This is a genomic window from Alteromonas sp. BL110, from assembly GCF_003443615.1.
GTDB lineage: Bacteria > Pseudomonadota > Gammaproteobacteria > Enterobacterales > Alteromonadaceae > Alteromonas.
Window position 1 is genome coordinate 2,505,050 of the sequence record NZ_CP031967.1, and the last position, 23,612, is coordinate 2,528,661.

Below are 23,612 nucleotides of genomic sequence, written 5' to 3' on the forward strand. Positions count from 1 at the left end.
TCCTACCAAAACGCAATTGTACTGAATAAGTTTTCTACATTTTCACCGGTTTTCGCACTTGTTTTAGTAAGTGAAGAAAATCTCTGTGCGTAATTATTCAGCTCTTCCTCACTCCAATGCCAGCTAGTGGGGAGGTCAGTTTTATTCACTACGAAAAAAGCGGGAATGTCGGGGTAGTGCTCTTGGGCAAGCTCGAGAATTTCTATACCCTCAAGTAAAGATTGGGAGCGAGTTTGATCAACCACAATAATATAAGCACTGGCACCGCGAAGGTAGCGGGGATTAAAGCCACAGTATCTATCGATACCCTCTAAATCCCAGAGTAGAAGCTGGACACCTCTTCCTTCTTTATTGACTTGTTTTTTGTCAATTTTTACGCCAATAGTTGTCTTGTACTTTTCGGAAAAAATACCTTCGACAAACTGCTTTACCAGGCTTGTTTTGCCAACACCAGTGGGCCCTAGAATACAAACTTTTTTCTGTATCACCGCAAAGCTTCCTTACTATTGCTCACTGGAAATTAAAACATTTAACATAACTGAACGCCCCATTGATGCCTTCTGCAATGGCAGCTCTCCTAAGCTTACGGGTATAAGAATATCACTTTCTACACCAAGTGAAATTAATGAATTCACAACATTCTCTGCTCGTTTTTGACTCAATGCGCGGTTGCGTTCGCTTGAGCCTGTATTGTCACTGGCACCCATCACAACAATACTCACCACAGTATTCGTCTCATCTGCAAGTATAAATAATTGTTTTATGTCGTTTGCCAGGGCTTCTAATTTTGCTAACTGTACTTCAGAAAGCGCTTCTTGGTTAGTAGCAAAAAGTACATTTTGTGAAGAAACTTTATTAACGAGACGGTTTAACGTTGCTTTTCGAAGCGCAGCATCATCAACGTTATAAGCCGGTTTTATGTTAAGGGCAGTAGTGTCTACATAAATCGACGATATACCTGGGATTGCATTTATTTGCTGAGTAAGGTCTATCGCCGTTGTGTTAAACACAGCTCCTGAAATCAGAAATCTGCGTTTTTCCTCTTTTTTTATAGTTATGTTTTCAAGTTCGTTAAGTGGGTATTGGTTAACGAGTGTTTCAAGTTTACGCTCTACCACACTTGGTTTTAAAGAGACAAAGGGCTCTTCAATTACCGTGACCTTTTCTGCATCGATTCCATTATCGCTAAACCATTGTTCTATGCTGGTGGAAACGGGATCGCGCAGTATTTTTGTATGTACATTGCCATTGGATATATAAGTATCGGTGACAATGACACCAGGAGGAGGCGTAAGTTCGTGTAGCTCGCTTTTTAAAATGCTCAGCGATAGTCGCATAAAGGATAGTACCGCTAATGCAGCGAATATGACTAAAAGCACTGCTGCGCCTATCAAACGTTTCGACTTTTTACCTTCGCCCTCTTTTCTTTCACTGACCAAACAATCCGCAAGGATAGTTTCGCAACCGTCAAAAGGGGCATTATCGCCTTCATAATTAACTAAAGGCTGTTGATAAAATTGATGAAAATCTTCTAAAGCCTGCTGAAGCTTTCCCCGAACCTCTGGAGGAATACTTCCTGTGACCGCTGCAACCAGTAATGCTTGAGGGCCAATTTTAATCAGCAGGGTAAAATCTTCTGTTTTTATCTCGCCTAGCTCGTTTTCAGACTCGGTCGCGGTGACGCCAAACGCATCTGCAACAAAATCATTGATAGCGACAAGCATAGACGAAATGAGATCCGCATCCTTTTCTTTATCTGGATCTGAAGAGATACTGTGAAGTAACGTGCCAGTTTCACGATGAATAACGAGTAGCTGTTGAACTTGATACTGGTAAATTTGCGAAGCGACATATTCAGAGTACTTAACACCAGCTTGCCATGCTTTAAAGCGCCAAGAAATACTTTTGGGGCTGAAGCTATTCTCGATTAACGCATTGGTTCGTTCGACAAACTCAACAAGAAATGAAGAAACGGCTTTTCTGACTAATGTACCGACTAACGGATAAAGCGTGCCGACAATCTTTTCGCTATTGGCTTCGATAGAGCGGTGCAGAGACTTTTCGACAAGAGGAACAAGAACTTTGTTAACCGAGCCATCCCTTGTTTCCCTTTCAAACAGCGCTTCAGAAACAACATTACTCACAAAACCCTTTGCGTCGCGATCAAGCTTCTGTTGAACGAATTTGTCATCTCGTCCAATAAGTAGCTCTCTGACTTTTTCAAGAGAGTTGTCCGGCAATTCAGAAGGCGGCACTTTGTCGCTCATTAATTAATGATCGGTAGCGAGGTTGGTTGCCATAGTTGAAAGTAAATTTGCCAGTGTTTTTCTGTCGGTTTTACTCTCTGAAAGCTCGCTGGTTACCTGCTGAAGCTTTTCTAACAACTCTTGATGACGCTTGCTAAACAAGTTGTCGAGCGACTCCAATTCTTTCACTACATGAGCTTCTAAGGCGTCGTTGTCGCTTTTCGCTGATGTTTCAGCAATTTCTAACTCGCTTTGAAGTTTGTCAGTTGTGTGTTGAAGCTGCTCTTGTACGTTACTGTTGTTGTCATTAGCACTGGCTAACTGATTGGAGAGCTCCGTGATCTGATCATCAATAAGTTTACGTATATCGTTGAACTGATTATCAAGATGTGTGTTTAATTTAGCAAAGCTATCATTGACTCGTGACTCAAGGGCAGAAAGATCTGCGCGGAAAGCACGGTTTGTTTGCCCAAATAATATTTCTCTAAGTTGAGCAAGTTCGTCTGCTGGTTGAGGAGCGTTCTGCGCTTCGTTAACGCTTTGCGCTTGCTGATCCTTCGGCTTCTTGTCCGCCATAAAATGTCTCCGGAAGGTGCAGTACTTATGCTTTTAATTGCGAGTAATCTGCGATCACATTTTTACTTGTGCTAATAATTACGGTTATTACTTTATACAATAGCCGCTAATCGCTAACTTTGAAATACGCTAAAAGCATAATAGTGGTAAATACCCAGATAAAAGCCAACGTAAAAAACGCAACTTTTTCAGCAGGTTGTTATTAGTAGGCTTTATTAAATGGTACGTAACGTACCATTTAATGAAGCGGGTTAAGCCGGTGACGTAGACTTTTACAATTGATGAGATGCTAAGGGTGTTAACTAATAAGGTTTCGTAGAAAGTGCTAACTCTATATCTAACTGATGCGGCAATCGCAAAACGTTAAACACATGCTGGGTTTCATCGAAAGTCACATAATTTCTTTTGCAAAACTCCTTTAACCATGAATACATCGGAAAGTATCCATGTTTTTGATAAAAAAGATTAGCGTTCTCGACAATGGCTTCTAAATAATTGAGCGGGGGTGTATATTTAAAGTGATATTGATGTAACACCTCGTCATTTATAAGAATAAAAGCGAAGTTCTGTTTATTAAATCGCTCTGCAAAGTCGGTATCTTCACCTCCATAACCTGTAAATTTTTCGTCAAAGCCACCAATGGCGTAAAAATCATCTTTACGCAGTGCGAATACAAGTGACCAAAACTTCTTGTGAGGCAAGGGCGTATTTGCTTCTAGCTTTGCCCGCTTAGGATGAGAAAGAGCGTCTTGTTCAATTTGGGGGTACAAGCCAGACAAAGGAATGTAAGGGAGGTATCTTGCATATGCAGAGGTAATCGTTTTGTCCCTGAGACCGGTTAGTAATCCCTCAAGAAGAGTAGGACTACATATACAGTCAACATCCAGGAATACCACATGTTCATATGACGTACTTTCAAATCCCAAATTTCGAGCCTTAGCTAAGGGAAGTTCACCCTTTTCTAAGTAAAGCTGTTTGATGTTTAGTTCTTCGTCTTCAACGCGGGCGTTCTGTGTTTCCTTTTCCATCCAAACTATTACGATCTCACTCGGGACTATTGTGCTCTGTTTAATACTTTCAAGCATGTTTTCGAGTTGTTTTTTTCTACCCTTTACGAGTGTAACCACAGAAAAACTCATAAAAAATGCTCCCTTATTAAATCTTCAAAGCTTTGTTCCCACTGAGATGAAGAGCCTGTATCAGACATATTGTTAATAATGTCAGTCTTTGTATCGTCCGAGGCTTTTAGCGCCTTGATGATATTTTCTTCGTGAGCCAGCTCAGCTTTTGGCAAGTGAACAGCTGCATTAATTTCAGATAATTTTATCGCCTTAGCGGTTTGTTCTTCATAGGGACGTGTCTCTGGAATAACAATAAGCTTCTTACCGGCTGCGAGCAGTTCACAAAGGGTATTATTTCCCCCGCTGCAAAAAATTGTTTCGGTGTTCGCAGTGCAAGTAATATCGCTCACATGTTGATGGTAAGTAATATTGTCTAAATGATGAAGATGATGACGTTCACTTCCAATTACTGTTATGGGCAGCCCCATTGGCAATATAGCCTCGCATATTGCGTTAATAACTTCATGGTCGCTGTGAACAATACTTATGCCGTTGTGCTGGTGCGCAGAGTTATTTTTACTATTGGTAAGACTCCCTAAAAAGCGTGTTTTGTTGAAAAAAGCATAATCATCAGCCTCTAGCTGCCGAGGGTAGGGAGCGTATAAAGCATTCGCACACTGGTATGCAAAAACTTGGGTGGGGTCGATAGATATATCTCCCGAGTGTCGCTGCATTAAAACGGGTATACCTGCACCGCGAGCGTAAATAGTCAGTTCGGCCGAAACATCGCTTATAAAACCATCATAAGCCTCTTTTTGCAGATGATTTACAAAGAAACTGGCGCGTAGGGTAGATTGCGCAGACAAAGGAACGCCTTCAAATGCAGTATCGAAAGTGCGCTTTTTACCTGGACCGGACGAAGACCATTTCGACGGCAAAATAACAATTTTCCGTTCTGGTAACGCACACCTCACTGCCGGTAAAAAGTCATCTTGCGCGATAATTAATGTAACGTGAGCAAACTTTTCAATAATAGGGATCAGCAGCTGCGCCCGTGATAAATGACCTTTGCCATGATGGTGTATGTATAAAAGGACTTTAAGTTTTGGCTTGTTCATAAATGCGCTCGTATGCCTTAACAGTATTGGAGATATCAAATTTTCGGGCTGCTTTTTGGCACTGACTTGGCGATATACTGGCTGCTTCCCGATAGGCACTTAGTAGTGATTCTACGTCCTCAAAATCTATGGTTTGGGTCAAAGGAGGCACACGAAGCTCACTGGGTATCGCTTGGGTTGTTCCAATAACTGGCGTACCCATCGCTAGTGACTCCAGTGTTACTAAGCCAAAGGGTTCCTTCCAAAGCGAAGTAATAAAGAGGGCGCGAGCTTCAGAGATCCTTTCATAGAGTACTTGCTGTGGTAGATGCCCTCCGTATTTTATATTGGCATCCAATAATGGTGCGATATCGTTGTTGAAGTGTGTTTCATCGCTAATTGGACCGTAAAGTATCAACGAAAGATTAAGCTGCTTCGCCGCGCGAATGGCGGCTACGGGATTCTTCTCTTTACACAGCCTGCCTACCCATACTAAATCACTCTTTTTATTTGACGCTGCAGGAGGCAGTCGTGAGAGGTCAATACCATTTTGTACAACTTCTAGCGGCGTAGCTATAGCTGAACGCCATTCATTAGCTAAGCGTTGTGATACCGCGACATAAATGTCGTCACTTCGCATACTATTTAATTTATGCGTAAGCGCTAGTCGGTCGGAAAGGGGGCTGTGAAGCGTTACAACGTTGCGTCTTTGATGAAAGTAAGCAAATTCAAACATGGCGTGATAGTAGCTATGGAAATGAATGACGTCGTAATCATCAGCATTAAAAAGCCCAAATTGAGCAGCCTGATATAGCTTCTGGCCTTCTGTTTCGCTAGTAATGGCATCAGTCATACGAAAAGCCGACTCTTGAAGCTGAAGCGTATTAAACCTGTTGTCTTCGTCGGCATCTTTACATAGAACATCTACCTGATGTCCCTCATTAGCCATACCGTTTGCCAGGCTTACGACAAATGACTCTGTCCCTCCTTTAAAGGGCTCTCTTAGCGATACTATGGGGCTTGTAACCATTAAAATTTTCATGAGACCTGCCCCAATTTATCTAAATAAGCGGAACACATGGTATCGAGTGGAAACCGTTGGGCGCGATGGACGACATCTTGACTGTGTTTATCTAAAGAAGCACCGATAGCTTCGGCAAGGCTTTCAACATTGTTACCTCGCGCTAAAACACCACCTTCTTTAGATACGACTTCGGGAAATGCCCCTCGGTTAAAAGCGGCTACGGGCGTACCCGTTGCCATGGCCTCTACAGTAGAAAGGCCAAAGGGTTCGTCCCAGCGTACGCCAAAAATCGCCGCCCGTGATTTTTTTAACTGGCTTTGTAACTCCATATGATCCAAATGACCTAGGTAGTTCACTCCTTTGCCTAAGAATGGCGATATCTTTTCCTCGAAATACTTTTGATCATAGATAGGGCCGGCAATATTGAGTTCTATGTCTACAAGGTTGGCTGCCTTAATCGCGAGGTCGAAACCTTTAGAAGGAACAATTCTGCCAAAACTAAATAGCTGGTCCTTTGTTTGTTTCTTACCTTCCCATTGTGATAGCTCAATGCCATTGTAAATGACGTCTATCGTGTCGTTGATGTAGGGTTGCCACGCTTCTGCAACGCTATAGGAAACGGCATTGTAATGAACAAAAGGAGATAGAGAAGAGAGTTCGGCTGATGCTTTGAGCCGGCTATAAGGTGGCGTATGCAAGGTAGTAAGCATCGGGATATCGTATTTGCATGCCCAAACAGTTGGAATGGGGCTGATAGCATTGTTGTGAACAGCGTCAAACCCTTTAAGCAGTATATCGTTCATAACCTTAAGCAAGAAATCATTCTCTATTAGTTCGGGATATTGCTTGTGTGCTTTGGTATCGAACGGAAATGTTACAAGTTCAGCAGTGCCTTGTATTTGAGAGCCCGGGTGCGCATAAACGGTGACATCTGCATGCGAACAATAATGCGGAATTAAAGATGCAATAAATGCTTCAAGTCCCCCTGGAAAAGGCGATTTAATGGGAAAGCGTGGATGTGCGATGATGGCTATTTTCATGCGCTCATTTCTCTGCCATGACCAATTTTATGGAGTATGACTTCGGCAAATGTTTCGGGGCGTTGTTTGTCGTATGCGCGTTTTAAAAGTTTCCAGTCGGCGCTGGCTGTGTCTTCGAACGGCAATAATTCTTTAAGAAAGGTATGGTCAAATACGCAGGTCTCTAAAGGACGTTGGTGATCCCGTTTTACTTGAAGCTGACCATCAAATTTGTGGGGCGTAACTGCAAACCCACGCCAAGAAGCGGTCGCTACTTTTGCGGTTACTGATTCGTTGAAAACATCGTCATCAGTTCTAAAGACTACTCGTCCGCTGGAAACAGTTGTGAGTGCTAAGTTATAAGCCGTGAACCTTGAGTTCTTATCGTTTTCTAAGTAAGTAACCTTCGAAGGAATACGCTCCAAAGTATTTTTATATATATCCTTATCTTTATATTCTTGGGGCGAGTTATCAACAAGAATAATATTTGCAGTGGGCACAGATAAAAGCAGCCTTTCAATATTCTGTAAGGCAGATTCAATCATTTCATAAGTAACAAAAATAGCGCTTAATTGATGTCCCATATCAACCTACTTATGAAGTTGGTCTTTTAAATGACGTAGTTTTAACTCTAATTTCAAACGTTCTGAAATTTTCCAGTAAGGCAGCTTCTTCAATAGCTTTTCAGACTTTGTTAACTCAGAACTAATTTTCGATGAACTCAAAAATACCATGCGAATATCCTTCTCATATAAGGTAGTAAATACGGTCAATGCTTTAACTACACCTTGAAGGTAAAAAGCTGCAATAGATAGCGTTAGTGTGGATGACTAAAGCAATAGGTGTGCCTACTACATAAGTTGGAGATAAGCCTTTAAATAAGCGGGGTTAACTGCGAGTATGGCTATATGCGGAAACTATGGGATGAAAATGTTTCAGCAGGCAAGGAATAATTACAGAAGCTATAAATATTAAGTTGATGATCTGATTTACTTGAGAGTAGATAAAAATAACAAAGGGATAAAGGATGATTGTCATGGAAAATCATTTTCACAAAGATTTAATGCAAAGAAAAATAGCGGTAATTGGCGCGGGTCCTACTACTCTTTATTTTCTTTGCACATTGCTAGAAAAAAATGTTTTTCCGAAGTCGATAGTGATATTTGAAAAACATGCTGAGCCAGGAAAGGGGACGCCATTTAGAAATGAAAATGCTAACCCTAATTTACTATCTAACTTAAAAGAAAGTGAGATCCCTAAGCTTAACATCTCGTTTTCCACCTGGATTCGTGATGTATATGATAAAGATAAGGTTTCATCAACACTAAACGCTTTTATTTCGGACGCTGACGATTCTAACAGTTCAAGAAACCAGGTTATTCCAAGAGGAGTATTAGGAGAGTATCTAAGTTTTTGTTTTAAACGAGTAGTTCAGTGTCTAAAGGAAGCTGGTTCAGACGTCGCTGTGCAAATTCGCACAGGGGTTAAATCCGTTATTATAGAGAATCAACAATTTACCGTTGAAACAGACAAAGGAAGGTACTCAGGGTTCCACCGTGTGGTGGTGAATATGGGCAGTGATCTATGTTCGAAAGATAAACTCGATGATGCACTTTGGGCTTATCCTCCAAGGCAATATACTCGGGAAGATAAAGGTGAATTTATAATTGATGGTATGTCATTAACGGCCATTGATGCCGCTTTATCTATTGCTAGGGCTAAAGGGCAGTTCAATCATACCGAGAGTGGTCTTGAATATCAGAGTAACCACAACTTTAAAATACTAATGCGCTCACGTACAGGTGTGTTTCCGAAAGTTTGGTATAACAGCGATGTTGTCGCCGATTACATAAAAAGATTAGATGCTAACTGTGCAATTGATGTTAGTAATGTTGAAAGCTTCTATCGTCACAAGTTATTGCCTCTTTTTAAACAAAGCATGCCGAAAATTTATCAACAGATAAAAGAGATGTCTTTTGCTGAATGTCTGACATTTCTAAACCAGCGAACAGGGCAAGTTCATCCTATTTTAAAGCTTAAAGCAGAACTACTTTCTTTAGCCGATGAGAGTCGCCAATCAGACTGGCCTGCTGTTATAGCAGCGGGTATAAATCACATTCAGCAATCCCCCTTGTTACTTAATGATTTTCTTGCTCATCATCAAGATATAAAGTCGCAGCTCTCGGCGAGTTTTGCCTCGATTCCGTTAGAAAGTGCAAATCGGATTATCGCATTATATGACAACGGCGTGCTCAATTTCGAAAAGGCTGAAGGCGAAACGGCAGCGGACAATGGTAATTCAGACGCGATAAGAATTGACGCTAAAGGTGTAATCGAATGTGAAGATAAGCTAGCAAAACTTAAAGGTTTATTAGTTTTTAGTGGAGCAGATAACAAAAAAAAATCGCTCACAGATGTCGACAAATGGTCAGTTGCTGAAAATCACGAGTTAATACTAAACGGCAAGCCTACTCATATTTATGTAGGAAGCGCTTTTGCAACACCTTGGTACATCAATATCCCGGGTCTGGAAACTTGTGCTAACTTTGGAAAGCAAATTGCCCAGCAGTTCGCCCAAGATGATGTTTACGAAGAAGCGGTAGGCGAATAATGTTACTCTTTGCGTGCGTTCTCTTTATGCTTTTCAGTGCCATAGAAATAATAATGTTTCACTACTGGGGCTTAAGAACCATTACTCGTTTTTCAAAGCGCTTTTCTTCTCATTTCATGATGAGTATATCGGTAGTAGGGTGCCTTTTTCTCATTCACCTTGTCGAAATTGCCTGGTATAGCTTGATGGTGTATTTCGCCTATGAAGTATGGGGAGTAAATGGATTTCAAGGCGATGTAAGTTTATCCATAGATGATTACGTTCATATTGCGGCCAGTAGTTTTACCACTTTAGGTAGTTTGACCCACACACCGCACAGTGAGTTGGCAATTATTATTGATTCAATCTCTCTTGTTGGTTTTATGATGCTGACCTGGTCGGCAACTTATTACTACAATATTTTCTCTAATTCTGAGCTTCGTGATAAATAAGTCAGGTGAAGGTCATGTTTATAATCTTGCCTGCTTTTGTTTTGGCACATAGCTAGGTAGAATGCGCATCGCCCAATTTTATGGCGCATTTTTGACCACGTTTTACAGATAAGAAAAGGTAACGCAGTGCTAATCACCCCCTTTAACCGAAGATTTTCTGTCGCTCCAATGCTGGATTGGACAGACAGACATTGTCGCTACTTTTTACGATTAATGTCTAAGCACACGCTGCTTTACACTGAGATGGTCACTACAGGCGCGATTATTTACGGAAAAGGCGATTACCTTGGTTATAACCAAGAAGAACATCCAATTGCTGTTCAGCTAGGTGGTAGCGATCCCGCCGACATGGCTAAGTGTGCTGAATTATCGCAAGAGCGTGGCTACGATGAAGTCAACATAAACGTAGGTTGCCCCAGTGATAGAGTTAAAAACGGCAGCTTCGGTGCCTGTTTGATGGCGCAACCTGAAGTGGTAGCTAGTTGCGTTAAGGCTATGCAAGCTGCAGTAGATATTCCCGTAACTGTAAAATGCCGTATTGGTATTGACGACATGGACGAAGATGAAGACTTTGCTCGTTTTATCGATATAGTGGCAGACGCTGGCTGTGACACCTTTATTGTTCACGCAAGAAAAGCGTGGCTACAAGGTTTAAGCCCAAAAGAAAATCGAGAAATTCCGCCTTTAAATTACCCGAGGGTTCACAGACTAAAACAGGCGCGCCCTGAATTATCAATTAGCATTAACGGTGGTATTAAAACACTTGCTGAAACCCAGCAACAGCTAGAGAGCGTTGACGGTGTTATGGTAGGGCCGCGAGGTTTACGCAAACCCTTATATTATGTCTACCGTCGATACAGATATATTTGGTGATGCCGATGCACAGAGTCTGTCACGTCGTGAAATAGTACTTCAAATGCAGCGGTATATTGAGCGCCAAGATGACCCGTATTTCAAACCTTGGCATGCAGCTCGCCACATTCTGGGCCTTTATCAAGGGCAAGCGGGTGGACGCATTTGGCGAAGATACTTAAGCCAAAACGGTACAGGTAAGAATCCAGATCCTAATTTACTTCTAAATGCTTTAGATGCCGTAGAGAGCGCGCAAAAAGAAGTGGCCGAGTACAATAGCCAAAAAGGCTAACAACTTAGTGCTTTTGACCAAAGTTTAATATTTGTTCAATTGTTACCAAGGCTCGCATTTTAGCGAGCTTTTCTATAAATTAATATAAATCAATCACTTAAGTTCTTTTTAAGAAGTTGGCACACCTCTCGCAATCCTCTAAGTATCGCAACGACAACGTGTTGTTGCACTGACTAAATTTAGAGGGATAACATGAAAACTTCACTAATCGCAGCAACTTTACTGACAGCAAGCATGGCAAGCGGTGTAGCAAATGCAGAAGAGTCAGTGCTTCAAACCTTTTTGACGAATGTCGTTTCAAATGCAGTAACTACAACTACACAAGAAATAAAGTCTGATGTGTACCAAGCAGTAGCCAATGCTACCTACCATTTTGAATTGAGCCCACAAGAGGTACGTCAAAGTGGTAAAGTAAGTGTTACCGACTTAGCCGTAACAGAAGCGGACAACCAAGATACAAATAAAGACGCTGATTAACATTAAATCAGCATTGATAAAAGCGCCTATGGGCGCTTTTTTTGTGCGCTTTTAATAATTACGCAAACGAGTGGGGGAGAAGCAAAATGCCAGTAAATTGGAAGTGGCGAATTTAACAATAGGGTTGGTTAAATACACTAATTTATCGCATTTACTCTCAAAGCAAAAAACATACTTTGAGCTCAATATTAAATAAAACCCTATTTATCAATGGCATGAACAAATGGCATGGTCATTGTAATACTAAGAGTGTTGAGGAGAACTCAGTCAGCGGCAACTAGCAGTGTGTACAAGAGAATAAATGCTGGAAGCCACAACACTACTTTTAACGGAGAAAGAATCATGGGTATGTTTTCACGCATTAACGATATTGTTCAAGCAAACATCAACGCGATGTTAGATAAAGCTGAAGATCCAGAAAAAATCATTCGTTTGATTATTCAAGAAATGGAAGAAACCCTGGTTGAAGTTCGCACCGACGCGGCGCGCTTTATTGCTCAGCAAAAAACGCTAGCGCGTCATATGGAAGCAGCAAACAAACAAGTTGATAGTTGGCAGCATAAAGCACAGATCGCAATGAACAACGACAAAGAGTCTTTGGCAAAAGCGGCGCTGATAGAGAAGCAGAAGTATGTTTCGAAACTTGACTCTCTTAAAGAGCAAGAAGCGCAACTGGCAGAAAGCATCGAGAAAATACAAGGCGATACTGCAAGGCTGAACAGTAAATTGGCAGAAGCCAAAGCTAAGCAAAAAACTTTAGTTCAACGCAAAAATTCAGCGCAAACACGCTTGAAGGTGAAGCAAGCTGACCACGAAGGAAAAATTGACGATGCAATGATGCGTTTTGAAAGTTACGAACAGCGCATAGATCATCTTGAAGCGCAAGTGGATGCATATGACTTAACGAAGTCGAGTGAAGCGACATCACTACAAGCTGAGTTCGATGCAATGGAAGCAGACGAAGCAATTGAAAAGGAACTGGCAGAGCTTAAGAAGAAAAAGGTCGCGTAGCCGACCTTAAGAGTCGCCAACTTATATTGTAGATATCGAAAGAAACATTTTTGGAGAAGATGATGAAAGTACCATCACAGAAGCGAATTTATAGAGACCTTGATTCTGGCATTATTTCAGGTGTGTGTGCAGGTGTTGCACGTTATTTTGATATCGATGCAGTATGGGTGAGAGCGGCAGCGGTAGCGGGTTTATTTATCGCAACCCCTATCACGCTAGTGGCTTACGTGGCCGCCGTTATCCTACTACCGAGATTAGTGTAATGAAAAACTTTCTAATTGCACTGGTTATCGCCATCGTACTGGTTAATTGTTTAGGTAGCCTTGTAGATAGCTGGTTAGGTATGCATCTTGTCATGTCTGACGAACTACTTAGCCCCTGGGAAAACGTGGCTGTGCTTTCGCTAATTGGAGTTGCCCTTGCGGTTGTTGGCTTTGTTGTCGCAATTAGTGTTATGGGAACAATTCTTTTAGCGCTTGGCGCTGGTTTCCTAGCGCTACTTGTTTTGGGCGTTAGTGCTTTCTGGCCAATTATACTAATCGGTATCGCACTATATGTGCTGAAAAATCGTAACTCTGCTGCTTATAAGCAGCAAAATGATACAAACATGCATCATACTTTATAATTAACATAAATAATTTTATATTGTGTTAACGTAGTAAATGGTGGTGTTATGTCGATAACCGTCATAAAGGTTTCGCATTTTTCACATAATATTAGTTGTTTCAAATAGCTGACCACTGTCGGCTATTTGTCATTTAAAAGGAAGGTTGGTGTTTATATGAGACAATCTATTAACTCAAAACGAATAGCGATTGTCGCTGTGGTGATCTTTTTACTTTTCTGGTTAATCGGTTGGTATTGGAGTTTATCCCCAGATACCTTTGATATTAGAAAGCGCTTGGAACAAAACTCACCCGTTGAGAACCCTACCAATATAGCGGGTTACACATTAACTACCACCATGATTGATGTGTCAGAAACTTTGCTAGATAAGCCTGGTGGCTATCTTTCAAATGATGTCATCCCACCCGGTGTCTTTTTAGATAATATGCCAGCTTGGGAGTTTGGAGCATTAGAGATGGTGCGAGATCTTGCGCTTTCTATGCGCAAGGATTTCAGCCGTTCTCAATCCCAGTCAATTGAAAATCCATACCTGACAAAAGCCCACCCTAAATTCAATATGGACCATAAAAGCTGGGCATTACCTTCGTCTGAATCTAGCTATGCTGAAGGTATCGAACTTCTTAAAAAGTATCGAGACGAGCTGGCGAACACGCGCAATTCGGATAGTCAGTTCTATACTCGTGCAGATAACTTGCGAGAATGGTTGAAACAGGTTGAAAAACGGTTGGGTAGCTATTCACAAAGATTAAGCGCCAGCGTAGGATCTGCTAGAATTAACACAGATTTAGCTGGTGATGCTAACGCAAAACAATCTACGCCTAACAGTAACCAGCGTGTTGTTCAGACAAGCTGGTGGAAGTTGGATGATAATTTTTATGAAGCGCGTGGCGCTACATGGGCTCTTCTACACTTTCTTAAAGCTGTAGAAATAGAGTTCAATGATGTGCTTGAAGATAAGAATGCATTAGTTAGTCTTCAGCAAATCATTCGCGAACTGGAAGCAACACAACAGTCTGTTTACAGTCCGATGATTTTAAATGGCAGCGGCTTTGGTATGTTAGCTAATCACTCTTTAGTTATGGCTAACTATATTTCTCGTGCAAACGCTGCTTTAATTGAAATATCAGAACTTCTTAATCAAGGATAATTAATGAAAAAAGGTCTTATAGCTGCCGCATTGGGATGCGCATTATTTTCAGTTTCATCTCAAGCAGACACCATCGCAGGCGTTTACGTTGGAGCTCAAGTTTGGCAAACCGATACGCAAGGCGGTTTTGCAGATAGCAACAACACTGCTGATTTCAACTTTGACGATGAAACTAATACGGCGCTATATATTGCCTTTGAACATCCAGTGCCATTCTTACCGAATGTTAAGGTGAATCACACCACGTTAGATAATTCGGGCACTACCACGCTTGATACGAGCTTTACTTTTGATGACCAGTTGTTTACTGAAAGTACTGTGGTCAATACCGATATCGAGCTTGATGCAACTGATTTCATTTTGTACTACGAATTATTTGATAACGACTTGGTTAGCTTTGACCTTGGTGTAAATGCTAAGTACATAGACGGCGCATTGTTTGTTGTCGATACTGCAAGTGACACCAGTGGCTCAGCTGAATTTTCTGGCATTGTACCCATGGCTTATTCTAAAGTTCAGCTAGGGCTGCCGTTCACTGGGCTATCTGCATATTTTGAAGGTAGTTATTTATCGTTTGACGATCACGAGCTAAGTGATTATCAAGCTGCGGTTCAATATTCGTTTATTGAAAGTTTAGCAGTCGATATGACCCTTCAAGTTGGTTACAGAAACGTAACCGTTGATATTGAAGACCTTGATGATGTTTACGCTGACATGGAATTTGACGGTGTATTCGCAGGTTTAGAGCTCCATTTCTAAGCGTTAACTAATTGTTTTTAAAGGCGTGTCTGCTTGTGCGGTTCACGCCTTTTTTATTTTCGGAGGATAATGTTTACGCGCGTTATTACCTATTCGCACAGTCATTAGCACTTTCAGTAATAAAAAAGTTTCATTTATTCTTTTCTCTTCTTGTAGAAAGCCGTTAGCCTTAGCGCCATTGATAAAAGGCTAAAAGACTATGTCACAAGATTCTAATTCGAACTCAGCGCCAGGCGCGGTATTAAACGAACAGCAGTGGAATGCGATTACGCAAGCTATTGCAGGCTTAAATCGTGATCAACTTACTTGGGTAAGTGGCTATGCTGCGGGCATGGCGGCTGCGCAAGGCGGTTCGGTTGCCCCTGTGTTACAAAACGGGCCTGCAGTAGCGGGGGATGTGCCAACGCTAACTATTTTGTATGGCTCACAAACGGGTAATGCGAAAGGTGTGGCTGCGCAGTGTCAGGCTAAAGCAGAGGAAGCCGGCTTTAACAGCAAGCTTGTTAGCATGGCTGATTATAAGCCTCGCAACTTAAAGGCTGAAACTCACGTGGCGGTATTTGTAAGTACCCATGGTGAAGGCGATGCGCCAGATGATGCGATTGAATTGCACGAATTTTTAGCGGGTAAAAAAGCCCCTAAACTTGCAAGTACCAAATACGCGGTGTTGGGTTTAGGCGATAGCAGTTACGAGTTTTTCTGCCAAACAGGCAAAGACTTTGACGAGCGTTTGGGCAAGCTTGGCGGTAAGACTATCGTTGAGCGTCTGGATTGTGATGTTGATTATGAAGCTGAAGCCGAAGCATGGCTTAACAAGCTTATTGAATCATTAAAAGATGATTTTAATGCGGCACCGCAAGCTGCGGTAGCGGCACAAACGGGTGCAGCGGTTCAAGGTGTAGCAGCACAGACATACACCAAAAAGGCACCGTTCAAAGCAACCTTAATTGACGCGCAGAAGATTACGGGTCGCGATTCAGTTAAGGATATTCGTCATATTGAAATAAGCCTTGAAGACAGCGGAATTACCTACAAGCCAGGTGATGCGCTAGGTGTTTGGTTCAAAAACGCAGCGTCTTTGGTATCAGAACTTATTAGCGTGTTGTCGCTAGATGGCAACGCCGAAGTATCTGTGGCTGACGCGACCATGTCACTCACCGACGCATTAACTTCAAAGCTTGAATTAACCTTAAGCTACCCTAATTTCATTAAGTCATACCAAGCGGCAACAGGCTCTGAGTCATTGGCGGCCTTGATGGAAGATAAAGCGCAGCTTCGTACTTATATGGCTGAACGCCAAATCATTGATATCGTGCGCGACCATCCAGGTAAGCTGTCTGAACAGCAACTTGTAGATGCTTTGCGCCCGCTAACGCCTCGCTTGTACTCTATTGCTTCAGCTCAAGCTGAGGTAGAAGACGAAGTGCACTTGACGGTAGCTCACGTTGACTATGAAGCGTTTGGTCACCGTCATCAAGGTGGTGCGTCTGGCTTCTTGTGTGAGTACTTGGAAGAAAATGGTGAAGTAGAAGTTTTCGTAGAAAATAATGATAACTTCCGTTTGCCGGAAGATCCGAATACACCCGTTATTATGGTTGGCCCAGGCACGGGTATTGCGCCTTTTAGATCCTTTATGCAAGAGCGTGACGCTCTAGGCGCTGAAGGCAAAAACTGGTTGTTCTTCGGTAACCCTAATTTCACGCAAGATTTCTTGTATCAAGTAGAGTGGCAAGGTTACGTTAAAGATGGTCTGCTAGATAAAATTACGCTTGCATTCTCTCGTGACCAAGAAGAAAAAGTATATGTTCAGCACCGTTTGTTAGAAAACGGTAAAGAAGTGTACGAATGGCTAGAGCAGGGCGCACACTTTTATGTGTGTGGTGATGCAATGCACATGGCGAAAGATGTAGAAAACGCCTTAATCAGTATTGTGCAAGAGCACGGCGGAAAATCTGAAGCCGATGCAAAAGCCTATATTGTAGAGTTAAGAAAAGCGAAACGTTATCAGAAGGATGTCTATTAATGAGTAACGAAAAATCACCATTTATCGTTGAGGGCAAACTGGCTGACAACGAGCGCTTAAAGCGTGAAAGTAATAATTTGCGCGGTACCATTACTACAGATCTTAAAGATGATCTTACCGGTGGTTTCACCGCTGATAACTTCCAGCTTATTCGCTTCCACGGTATGTACCAGCAAGACGACCGTGACATTCGAGCAGAACGTGCAAAGCAAAAACTTGAGCCGCTTCACAATGTGATGCTGCGCGCGCGTTTACCAGGCGGCGTAATCACGCCTGACCAATGGCTAGCTATCGATAAGTTTGCAGCTGACCACACCATGTATGGCAGCATTCGACTGACTACCCGTCAAACGTTCCAGTTCCACGGTGTGTTAAAGCCTAAAATTAAGTCTATGCACCAAATGCTGAATAAAGCTGGCATCGACTCTATTGCAACGGCGGGTGATGTAAACCGAAACGTGCTATGTACCTCTAACCCAGTTGAATCTGAGCTTCACCTTCAGGCTTTTGAATGGGCTAAGAAGATAAGTGAACACTTACTTCCTAAAACTCGTGCATATGCCGAAATTTGGTTGGACGGTGAAAAGGTTGAGACTACTGAAAAGCCTGTTGAGCCTATTTTAGGTGATAATTATCTGCCGCGTAAGTTTAAAACTACCGTGGTTATTCCTCCGCAAAACGATGTTGATGTTCACGCGAACGACCTCAACTTTGTTGCGATTGCAGAAAATGGGCAACTAGTTGGCTTTAACGTACTTGTTGGTGGTGGTCTTGCAATGACTCACGGCGACAAGAGCACGTACCCGCGTAAAGCATCTGACTTTGGTTTTATACCGCTGGAGAACACGCTAGACGTCGCCGCTGCGGTTGTTACTACGCAGCGTGATTGGGGTAATCGTGTTAATCGTAAGAACGCGAAGACTAAATACACCCTAGAGCGTGTTGGGGTAGACAACTTCAAGGCTGAAGTTGAAAAACGCGCAGGCGTGACTTTCCAAGATAGCCGCCCCTACGAATTTACCGACCGTGGTGACCGTTTTGGCTGGGTTGAAGGTATTGACGGCAAATATCACCTGACTGTGTTCATCGAAAATGGACGTATTTTGGATTACCCAGGTAAAACGCTTAAAACAGGTTGCGCAGAAATTGCCAAAATACACAAAGGCGATTTCCGTTTAACTGCAAACCAGAACTTGATCATTGCTGGTGTTCCACCCCAGGACAAAGACAAAGTAGAAGCCTTAGCTCGTGAGCATGGCCTTATTGCGCCAAGTGTTTCTAATCAGCGCCTAGATTCGATGGCCTGTGTTGCACTGCCAACTTGCCCTCTGGCGATGGCAGAAGCTGAGCGTTACCTGCCAGATGCTGTTACTGAGCTAGAAGGCTTACTTGCCAAACATGGTTTAGAAGAAGACAGTGTTATCTTTCGCGTAACTGGCTGCCCGAATGGCTGTGGTCGCGCAATGTTGTCAGAGGTCGGTTTGGTAGGTAAAGGCCCGGGCAAGTATAACTTGCACCTAGGGGGCAACCGAGAAGGTACACGTATTCCACGTATGTACCGAGAAAATATTAGCGAACAAGAAATCATGGCAGAATTAGATACGCTACTTGGTCAATGGGCTAAAGAGCGTGAAAGTGGCGAGGCCTTTGGTGATTATGTTGTTCGCGCTGGTGTTGTAAAACCAGTAGTAGACTCCGCACGGGATTTCTATGACGAATAATACAGCAGAAAAGCAGCAACCACTTACGCTTGATATCAGCAAGGAAGACCTTGCTGATATCAACGATATGTTGGAAAAAATGACAGCGCAAGAGCGAGTTGCTTGGGCGCTGGATAACTTGCCCGATACTCATATAGTGTCTTCGAGTTTCGGAGCGCAGTCGGCAGTTATGCTGCACATGCTTACACAAGCACAACCGGATATCCCAGTTGTGCTTACTGATACCGGGTATTTGTTTCCAGAAACGTACAAATTTATCGATGAGCTAGTTGAGAAGCTTAATTTAAACTTGCATGTTTACAGCGCCAAAATGTCTTCCGCGTGGCAGGAGGCGCGATTTGGTCGGCTTTGGGAACAAGGCATCGAAGGCATTGAAAAGTACAACAAGATGAACAAAGTTGAGCCAATGCAGCGTGCATTGGGAGAACTAGAAGCTGGCACATGGTTCGCCGGATTGCGCAGAAGCCAATCTGATACCCGTGGCAAACTACCGGTATTACAAAAAGTAGGACAGCAGTTCAAGCTATACCCAATCATCGATTGGAGCAATAAAGACCTACATTATTACCTTAAAGACAATGACTTGTCTTATCACCCGCTTTGGGAACAAGGTTACGTTTCAATTGGGGATTGGCATACAACGCAATCGCTGCAAGAAGGTATGAGTGAGCAAGATACCCGCTTCTTTGGATTAAAGCGCGAATGCGGATTACACGAGTTTGGTGATGGTATTTAACTTATGTTGAATACCTCACCCAATACTTTTTTCAATTCTTGTAGATAAGTGTCGTTAGAAGACTTAGTAACCAGTTTGTAAAGCTCACTTCCTACTGAAGTAAACTTGTAATACACCAAAGCAACCCCAGACGTTTTACAAGTTAGCGTTATGTTCTCATTAACACATCGCCATGTTACCTGCTGCCCCTCTACATATTCCCCACTCTCGATTTCACTTGCGTAAATTAATTTCATTTCCTGCAGCGATAATAGGTCGGGATAACTAAGTCCGACAGATGCCAGATTTAACTGTTCTGGAATGGGTTTTCGAAGAAACGAAAGCAAGCCTTTACGTTTATGATATCCCACCAATATGCGCGGTACGGTATCATTACTTTTCCGACTCGCTACATTAACGGCTTTATTAAATACTTTTGCATCTCTGTGCGTCAGCGTTTTGAGCAACTGTAGCGTGCGAAGTGAAAAACTACCGGGACGGGCGACCTCAACGGCAAAAATCTTGCCCCACAATTCTTGCATTGGTTGGCTGTAAATCTCTTCGGCCATGGTACTAAAAGCAAAAAACCAATCTGCATCAAGATTATCGCTAGTTTGTTCGTTGATTGAAACATTTAGTGCTATATTTAAAACAGATTGAAGATTGCTCGCTTTTTGAGTTTCTAGAATTTGTTTCCTTCGTTCTAGCGCATGTTTTTGCTTTTTAGGATCAGGAGACATCATGGAAGGGCTAATACCCACTCTAGCAAACCACGTTAGCATGCGTTGGCGACTTGCATCCGATTTGATAGCGCTCGCCATTTTCTCAGCAGCGGGTTGGTCATTGTGCGCTTTAGCGCTACCGACTTCCGCGTTCTGAACTTTTTTAATCTCAGGGGGCAAGTGCTGAGGTGTAATCTTCATATTGGTTTAAGTAATTGAATGTAAATTAGCATGTAACATGAGAGCACTATTGCATTGCGTAACCCATTTATCAATGCGATTGTCTTCTTAATACAGTAAGTCGTGCATTCTTGTTTTGTATGTATCGGGGAAATGAGCGGTAATGTCGGCAATGGATTACGATAACGACGAGTTAATTTTTTTAGATGATGATGATTCGGTTACAGAGCCAGTATTATTAGGCAAAGACTGGAACATTCTTATCGTCGATGATGACGAAGAGATTCACACGGTAACGCGTCTGGCGCTCTCTGACCTCATCGTAAACGATCGCAAATTAAACTACATCCACGCTTATTCTGCAAAGGAAGCTAAAGAAAAGCTTCATGAATTTGGTAACAGTATCGCTATCATTTTGCTTGATGTTGTTATGGAAACCGACGATGCAGGCTTTGATGTGGTTAAATATATTCGCGAAGACATGAAATTGTACGAGCCTCGTATCATCTTGCGTACAGGGCAGCCAGGTTATGCACCTGAAGAGCAAGTCATTAAAGTTTACGATATTAACGACTACAAAACGAAAACAGAACTTACGCGCTCCAAGCTACTAACCACCATTATTTCTTCGCTGCGCTCTTACCAGCAAATTATAACTATAAGCCAAAGTCGCACTGGGTTAGAAAAGATAATTACCTCGTCGGCTAATTTGTTTGAAGAGCATTCGGTCAAAGAGTTTTGCGAAGGGGTTGTCACCCAAATTAGTTCTCTTATTGGTCTCGACTCTGAAGGGCTATTATGTGCCCGTGCCGGCTCTCTTTTAGACCAAGACGACGAACAAGTATATGTTCTTGGAGCGGCGGGGGAATACGCGAAGTTTATCAATCACCCAGTCGCTGACGTTAATAACATTGAAATTGAAGAAAATATAAGCCGTTGTTTACGGCTTAAAAAGCATATATTTGAGCCAACCTGTTCTGTACTTTATATAAGTCGCGCTGGGTTCGAGGCTGCTGTTTACGTTAGGCAAACTCACGAAATAAGTGAATTGGATAAAAACCTATTAGAAGTTTTCTTATCTAGCATTTCGGTTGGCTATGAGAACGTCAATCTTTTCCACGAATTAAGAAATGCAGCTTTTAGAGATTGGTTAACCCGATTACCAAACCGCAATGAATTCATTAATATGTTAGATAAGCCGCACTTGTTTGCAGGAGAGAATTTTAGTGTTGCGCTCATCGACGTTAATCATTTTTCCGACGTTAACGATGGGCTAGGGCAAGAAGTTGGTAATGAATTATTGCGTGCAATCAGCACTCGTTTTCAAACATCGTTTGATGGTCAAGTCAAAAAAGGACGTATTGGTGCTGATGTTTTTGGTCTTATCGGTCCCGATGAGCTTGTCTGTCCAGAGGCTATAAATGCACTTTTTCAATCATCATTTAAAGTTGGTGACCACACGCTACCTGTGAATGTTACCGTCGGGTTTTGCAAGTTAGAGAACAAACGCCATATCGGCATCGAGATTTTAAAGCGGACTAATATTGCGCTAAACCGCGCTAAGAAAAATCTAACGGATAACTTCGAGTATTACGCTAAAGATATTGAGGATCAGACAACGTGGCGTTTGGATATGATCCGTCAACTAAGAAACGACTTTGCAGCGAGAAAGCTAGAGCTATGGTTTCAGCCGCAAGTAGATTTGCTCAATGAAAAAGTGGTGGGTATGGAAGGCCTGCTTCGCTGGCCTGATGGTGAGGGAGGGTATATCTCTCCAGCTGTCTTTGTCCCCCTTGCTGAATACTCTGGGCTTATCGTGGATATTGGTGAATGGGTACTCGAAGAGTCATGTCGCCGGTTGCAAGCGCTGAAAGAAAAGGGCTATGGACACCTCAGAGTTGCTGTGAATATATCTATTCCTCAGTTTCGCGATAGGTTATTCGTTGAAAAAGTGAAACAAGCACTTTCTAAAGCCAACTGTGACCCCAGTCTCTTAGAGCTTGAAATAACTGAAAGTGTAGTAATGGATGAGCCACAAATTGTGATAGATGCTTTGCGCACGTTGAAAGAGTTTGGTGTTCAGATTGCTATTGATGACTTTGGTACAGGCTTTTCTTCCATGAGTTATCTGCAGCAATTGCCATTAGATCGTTTGAAAGTCGACCGTTCTTTCGTTAAAGACATCAAACCGGGCGCAAGTGCAGTGCTTGCTGAAACTATAGTAACGTTGGGGAACAAGCTAGGCTTGCTCACCATTGCCGAAGGCGTGGAAAAAAGAGAGCAGGCAAGCTACATGATTAAACTAGGGTGTGATGAAGCCCAAGGTTATTTGTATGCGAAGCCCATGCCTTTTGATGCACTTCTAGCGTTTCTTGAATCACACGATTAATTTGATAAAGCTGACGCAATAGCCTTCTGCAATCTAGGAATTGTATCTAGCTTAAACCAAGGGTTTTTAGCAAGCCATCGGTTGTTTCTGCCAGAGGGGTGAGGCAAAACAAAGTGCGTGTCTGTAGGAGTGCGCACTGCTTCAGTCAAAGTTCGATACTGCGGTAAATAATATTTCTGTGAATATCTACCTACGTAAAGCGTGACTTTAGGCTTTAAATAGGTATGAAATTCATCGTGCCATGTTGGTGCGCACTCTTTTCTTGGAGGGGCATCAGCACCGTTTTTATACCCTGGAAAGCAAAACCCCATGGGCAGCACGGAAATTAAGCGTGGGTTGTAAAAGGTTTCTCTAGATACACTTAGCCACTCACGCAACCGATCGCCGCTGGGATCATTGAATGCAATGCCTCTTTCGTGAGCTTTAAGCCCAGGTGCTTGCCCAACAATAAGAATTTTGGTGGATGGTGAAGTATTAAAAATGGGGTTAGGTTTGTGAGGTAGATGGGGCGCACACAGCGTGCAACTTTTTGCTTTGGCCACCAATTCATTGTGCCCTTTCAAAAATTCCTCCAATTATTTCTCTTTGTAATACTTTTGTCACAATTGTATGATCTCAATTTGACTATCTAA

At 42.4% G+C, this 23,612-nt stretch carries 22 protein-coding genes and 1 pseudogene; 13 read left to right on the plus strand and 10 right to left on the minus strand.

The window, feature by feature from the left end; genetic code table 11:
- Positions 1–2: 2 nt before the first annotated feature.
- The 8 genes from D1814_RS10860 to D1814_RS10895 all read right to left on the minus strand — a co-directional run bounded on the left by D1814_RS10860 (position 3) and on the right by D1814_RS10895 (position 7,607).
- The gene (locus D1814_RS10860; protein ID WP_118492148.1) at positions 3–488 is read right to left on the minus strand and encodes a Rab family GTPase; all 486 of its coding nucleotides are present in this window, start codon (positions 486–488) and stop codon (positions 3–5) included.
- 15 nt (positions 489–503) lie between these two features.
- The gene (locus tag D1814_RS10865) at positions 504–2,267 is read right to left on the minus strand and encodes an OmpA family protein (RefSeq protein ID WP_118492150.1); all 1,764 of its coding nucleotides are present in this window, start codon (positions 2,265–2,267) and stop codon (positions 504–506) included.
- Between the two features lie 3 nt (positions 2,268–2,270).
- Positions 2,271–2,822: a hypothetical protein gene (locus tag D1814_RS10870; RefSeq protein ID WP_118492152.1), complete on the minus strand. Its 552-nt coding sequence runs from the start codon at positions 2,820–2,822 to the stop codon at positions 2,271–2,273.
- A gap of 302 nt (positions 2,823–3,124) precedes the next feature.
- A complete protein-coding gene (locus D1814_RS10875; RefSeq protein WP_118492154.1) occupies positions 3,125–3,961 on the minus strand; it encodes a glycosyltransferase family 2 protein in 837 nt (278 codons plus the stop codon).
- Positions 3,958–5,001: a glycosyltransferase gene (locus tag D1814_RS10880; protein WP_118492156.1), complete on the minus strand. Its 1,044-nt coding sequence runs from the start codon at positions 4,999–5,001 to the stop codon at positions 3,958–3,960. Before D1814_RS10880 ends, D1814_RS10875 begins: the two co-directional genes overlap by 4 nt.
- Positions 4,982–6,022 carry a glycosyltransferase gene (locus D1814_RS10885; protein ID WP_118492158.1) on the minus strand — a complete coding sequence of 347 codons (1,041 nt, stop codon included), beginning with the start codon at positions 6,020–6,022 and terminating at the stop codon, positions 4,982–4,984. Before D1814_RS10885 ends, D1814_RS10880 begins: the two co-directional genes overlap by 20 nt.
- A complete protein-coding gene (locus D1814_RS10890) occupies positions 6,019–7,044 on the minus strand; it encodes a glycosyltransferase (protein ID WP_118492160.1) in 1,026 nt (341 codons plus the stop codon). Before D1814_RS10890 ends, D1814_RS10885 begins: the two co-directional genes overlap by 4 nt.
- Positions 7,041–7,607 (minus strand): hypothetical protein, encoded by a 567-nt coding sequence (locus D1814_RS10895; protein WP_118492162.1) that lies wholly within the window; start codon positions 7,605–7,607, stop codon positions 7,041–7,043. Before D1814_RS10895 ends, D1814_RS10890 begins: the two co-directional genes overlap by 4 nt.
- Positions 7,608–8,059: 452 nt before the next feature.
- Between D1814_RS10895 and D1814_RS10900 the strand changes: the two genes are divergently transcribed.
- The 12 genes and pseudogenes from D1814_RS10900 to D1814_RS10955 all read left to right on the plus strand — a co-directional run bounded on the left by D1814_RS10900 (position 8,060) and on the right by D1814_RS10955 (position 19,710).
- On the plus strand, positions 8,060–9,634 hold the full coding sequence (locus D1814_RS10900) for an FAD/NAD(P)-binding protein (protein ID WP_162889831.1): 1,575 nt from the start codon (positions 8,060–8,062) through the stop codon (positions 9,632–9,634).
- Positions 9,635–9,687: 53 nt separating this feature from the next.
- A complete protein-coding gene (locus D1814_RS10905; protein ID WP_232368861.1) occupies positions 9,688–10,065 on the plus strand; it encodes a hypothetical protein in 378 nt (125 codons plus the stop codon).
- A 168-nt stretch (positions 10,066–10,233) separates the two neighbouring features.
- Positions 10,234–11,209, plus strand: a pseudogene (gene dusA, locus D1814_RS10910) (tRNA dihydrouridine(20/20a) synthase DusA).
- Positions 11,210–11,401: 192 nt separating this feature from the next.
- The gene (locus D1814_RS10915; RefSeq protein ID WP_118492167.1) at positions 11,402–11,686 is read left to right on the plus strand and encodes a hypothetical protein; all 285 of its coding nucleotides are present in this window, start codon (positions 11,402–11,404) and stop codon (positions 11,684–11,686) included.
- Between the two features lie 342 nt (positions 11,687–12,028).
- Positions 12,029–12,697: a phage shock protein PspA gene (gene pspA / locus D1814_RS10920; RefSeq protein WP_118492169.1), complete on the plus strand. Its 669-nt coding sequence runs from the start codon at positions 12,029–12,031 to the stop codon at positions 12,695–12,697.
- 62 nt (positions 12,698–12,759) lie between these two features.
- Positions 12,760–12,960, plus strand: a complete 201-nt coding sequence (locus tag D1814_RS10925) for a PspC domain-containing protein (RefSeq protein WP_025254029.1) — start codon at positions 12,760–12,762, stop codon at positions 12,958–12,960.
- Positions 12,960–13,322 carry a hypothetical protein gene (locus tag D1814_RS10930; protein WP_118492171.1) on the plus strand — a complete coding sequence of 121 codons (363 nt, stop codon included), beginning with the start codon at positions 12,960–12,962 and terminating at the stop codon, positions 13,320–13,322. The genes D1814_RS10925 and D1814_RS10930 overlap by 1 nt, the downstream gene beginning before the upstream one ends.
- 156 nt (positions 13,323–13,478) lie before the next feature.
- A complete protein-coding gene (locus D1814_RS10935) occupies positions 13,479–14,471 on the plus strand; it encodes a DUF2333 family protein (RefSeq protein ID WP_118492173.1) in 993 nt (330 codons plus the stop codon).
- Between the two features lie 3 nt (positions 14,472–14,474).
- Positions 14,475–15,230, plus strand: coding sequence for a TIGR04219 family outer membrane beta-barrel protein (locus D1814_RS10940; protein ID WP_118492175.1), 756 nt, complete (start codon positions 14,475–14,477; stop codon positions 15,228–15,230).
- Positions 15,231–15,429: 199 nt separating this feature from the next.
- The gene (locus D1814_RS10945; RefSeq protein ID WP_118492177.1) at positions 15,430–17,253 is read left to right on the plus strand and encodes an assimilatory sulfite reductase (NADPH) flavoprotein subunit; all 1,824 of its coding nucleotides are present in this window, start codon (positions 15,430–15,432) and stop codon (positions 17,251–17,253) included.
- Positions 17,253–18,974, plus strand: coding sequence for an assimilatory sulfite reductase (NADPH) hemoprotein subunit (gene cysI, locus D1814_RS10950; protein ID WP_118492179.1), 1,722 nt, complete (start codon positions 17,253–17,255; stop codon positions 18,972–18,974). Before D1814_RS10945 ends, cysI begins: the two co-directional genes overlap by 1 nt.
- Positions 18,964–19,710 (plus strand): phosphoadenylyl-sulfate reductase, encoded by a 747-nt coding sequence (locus D1814_RS10955; protein WP_118492181.1) that lies wholly within the window; start codon positions 18,964–18,966, stop codon positions 19,708–19,710. The genes cysI and D1814_RS10955 overlap by 11 nt, the downstream gene beginning before the upstream one ends.
- On the opposite strand, the gene D1814_RS10960 is transcribed toward D1814_RS10955, so the two are convergent.
- Positions 19,707–20,612 carry a TIGR03899 family protein gene (locus D1814_RS10960; RefSeq protein ID WP_118492184.1) on the minus strand — a complete coding sequence of 302 codons (906 nt, stop codon included), beginning with the start codon at positions 20,610–20,612 and terminating at the stop codon, positions 19,707–19,709. The two genes, D1814_RS10955 and D1814_RS10960, sit on opposite strands and share 4 nt — an antisense overlap.
- Before the next feature lie 142 nt (positions 20,613–20,754).
- Between D1814_RS10960 and D1814_RS10965 the strand changes: the two genes are divergently transcribed.
- A complete protein-coding gene (locus D1814_RS10965) occupies positions 20,755–22,980 on the plus strand; it encodes a bifunctional diguanylate cyclase/phosphodiesterase (protein ID WP_118492186.1) in 2,226 nt (741 codons plus the stop codon).
- Here the strand turns inward: D1814_RS10965 and D1814_RS10970 are convergent.
- Entirely contained in the window at positions 22,977–23,555 is a 579-nt protein-coding gene (locus D1814_RS10970; RefSeq protein ID WP_118492187.1) for a uracil-DNA glycosylase family protein, read from the minus strand. The two genes, D1814_RS10965 and D1814_RS10970, sit on opposite strands and share 4 nt — an antisense overlap.
- Positions 23,556–23,612: the final 57 nt, after the last annotated feature.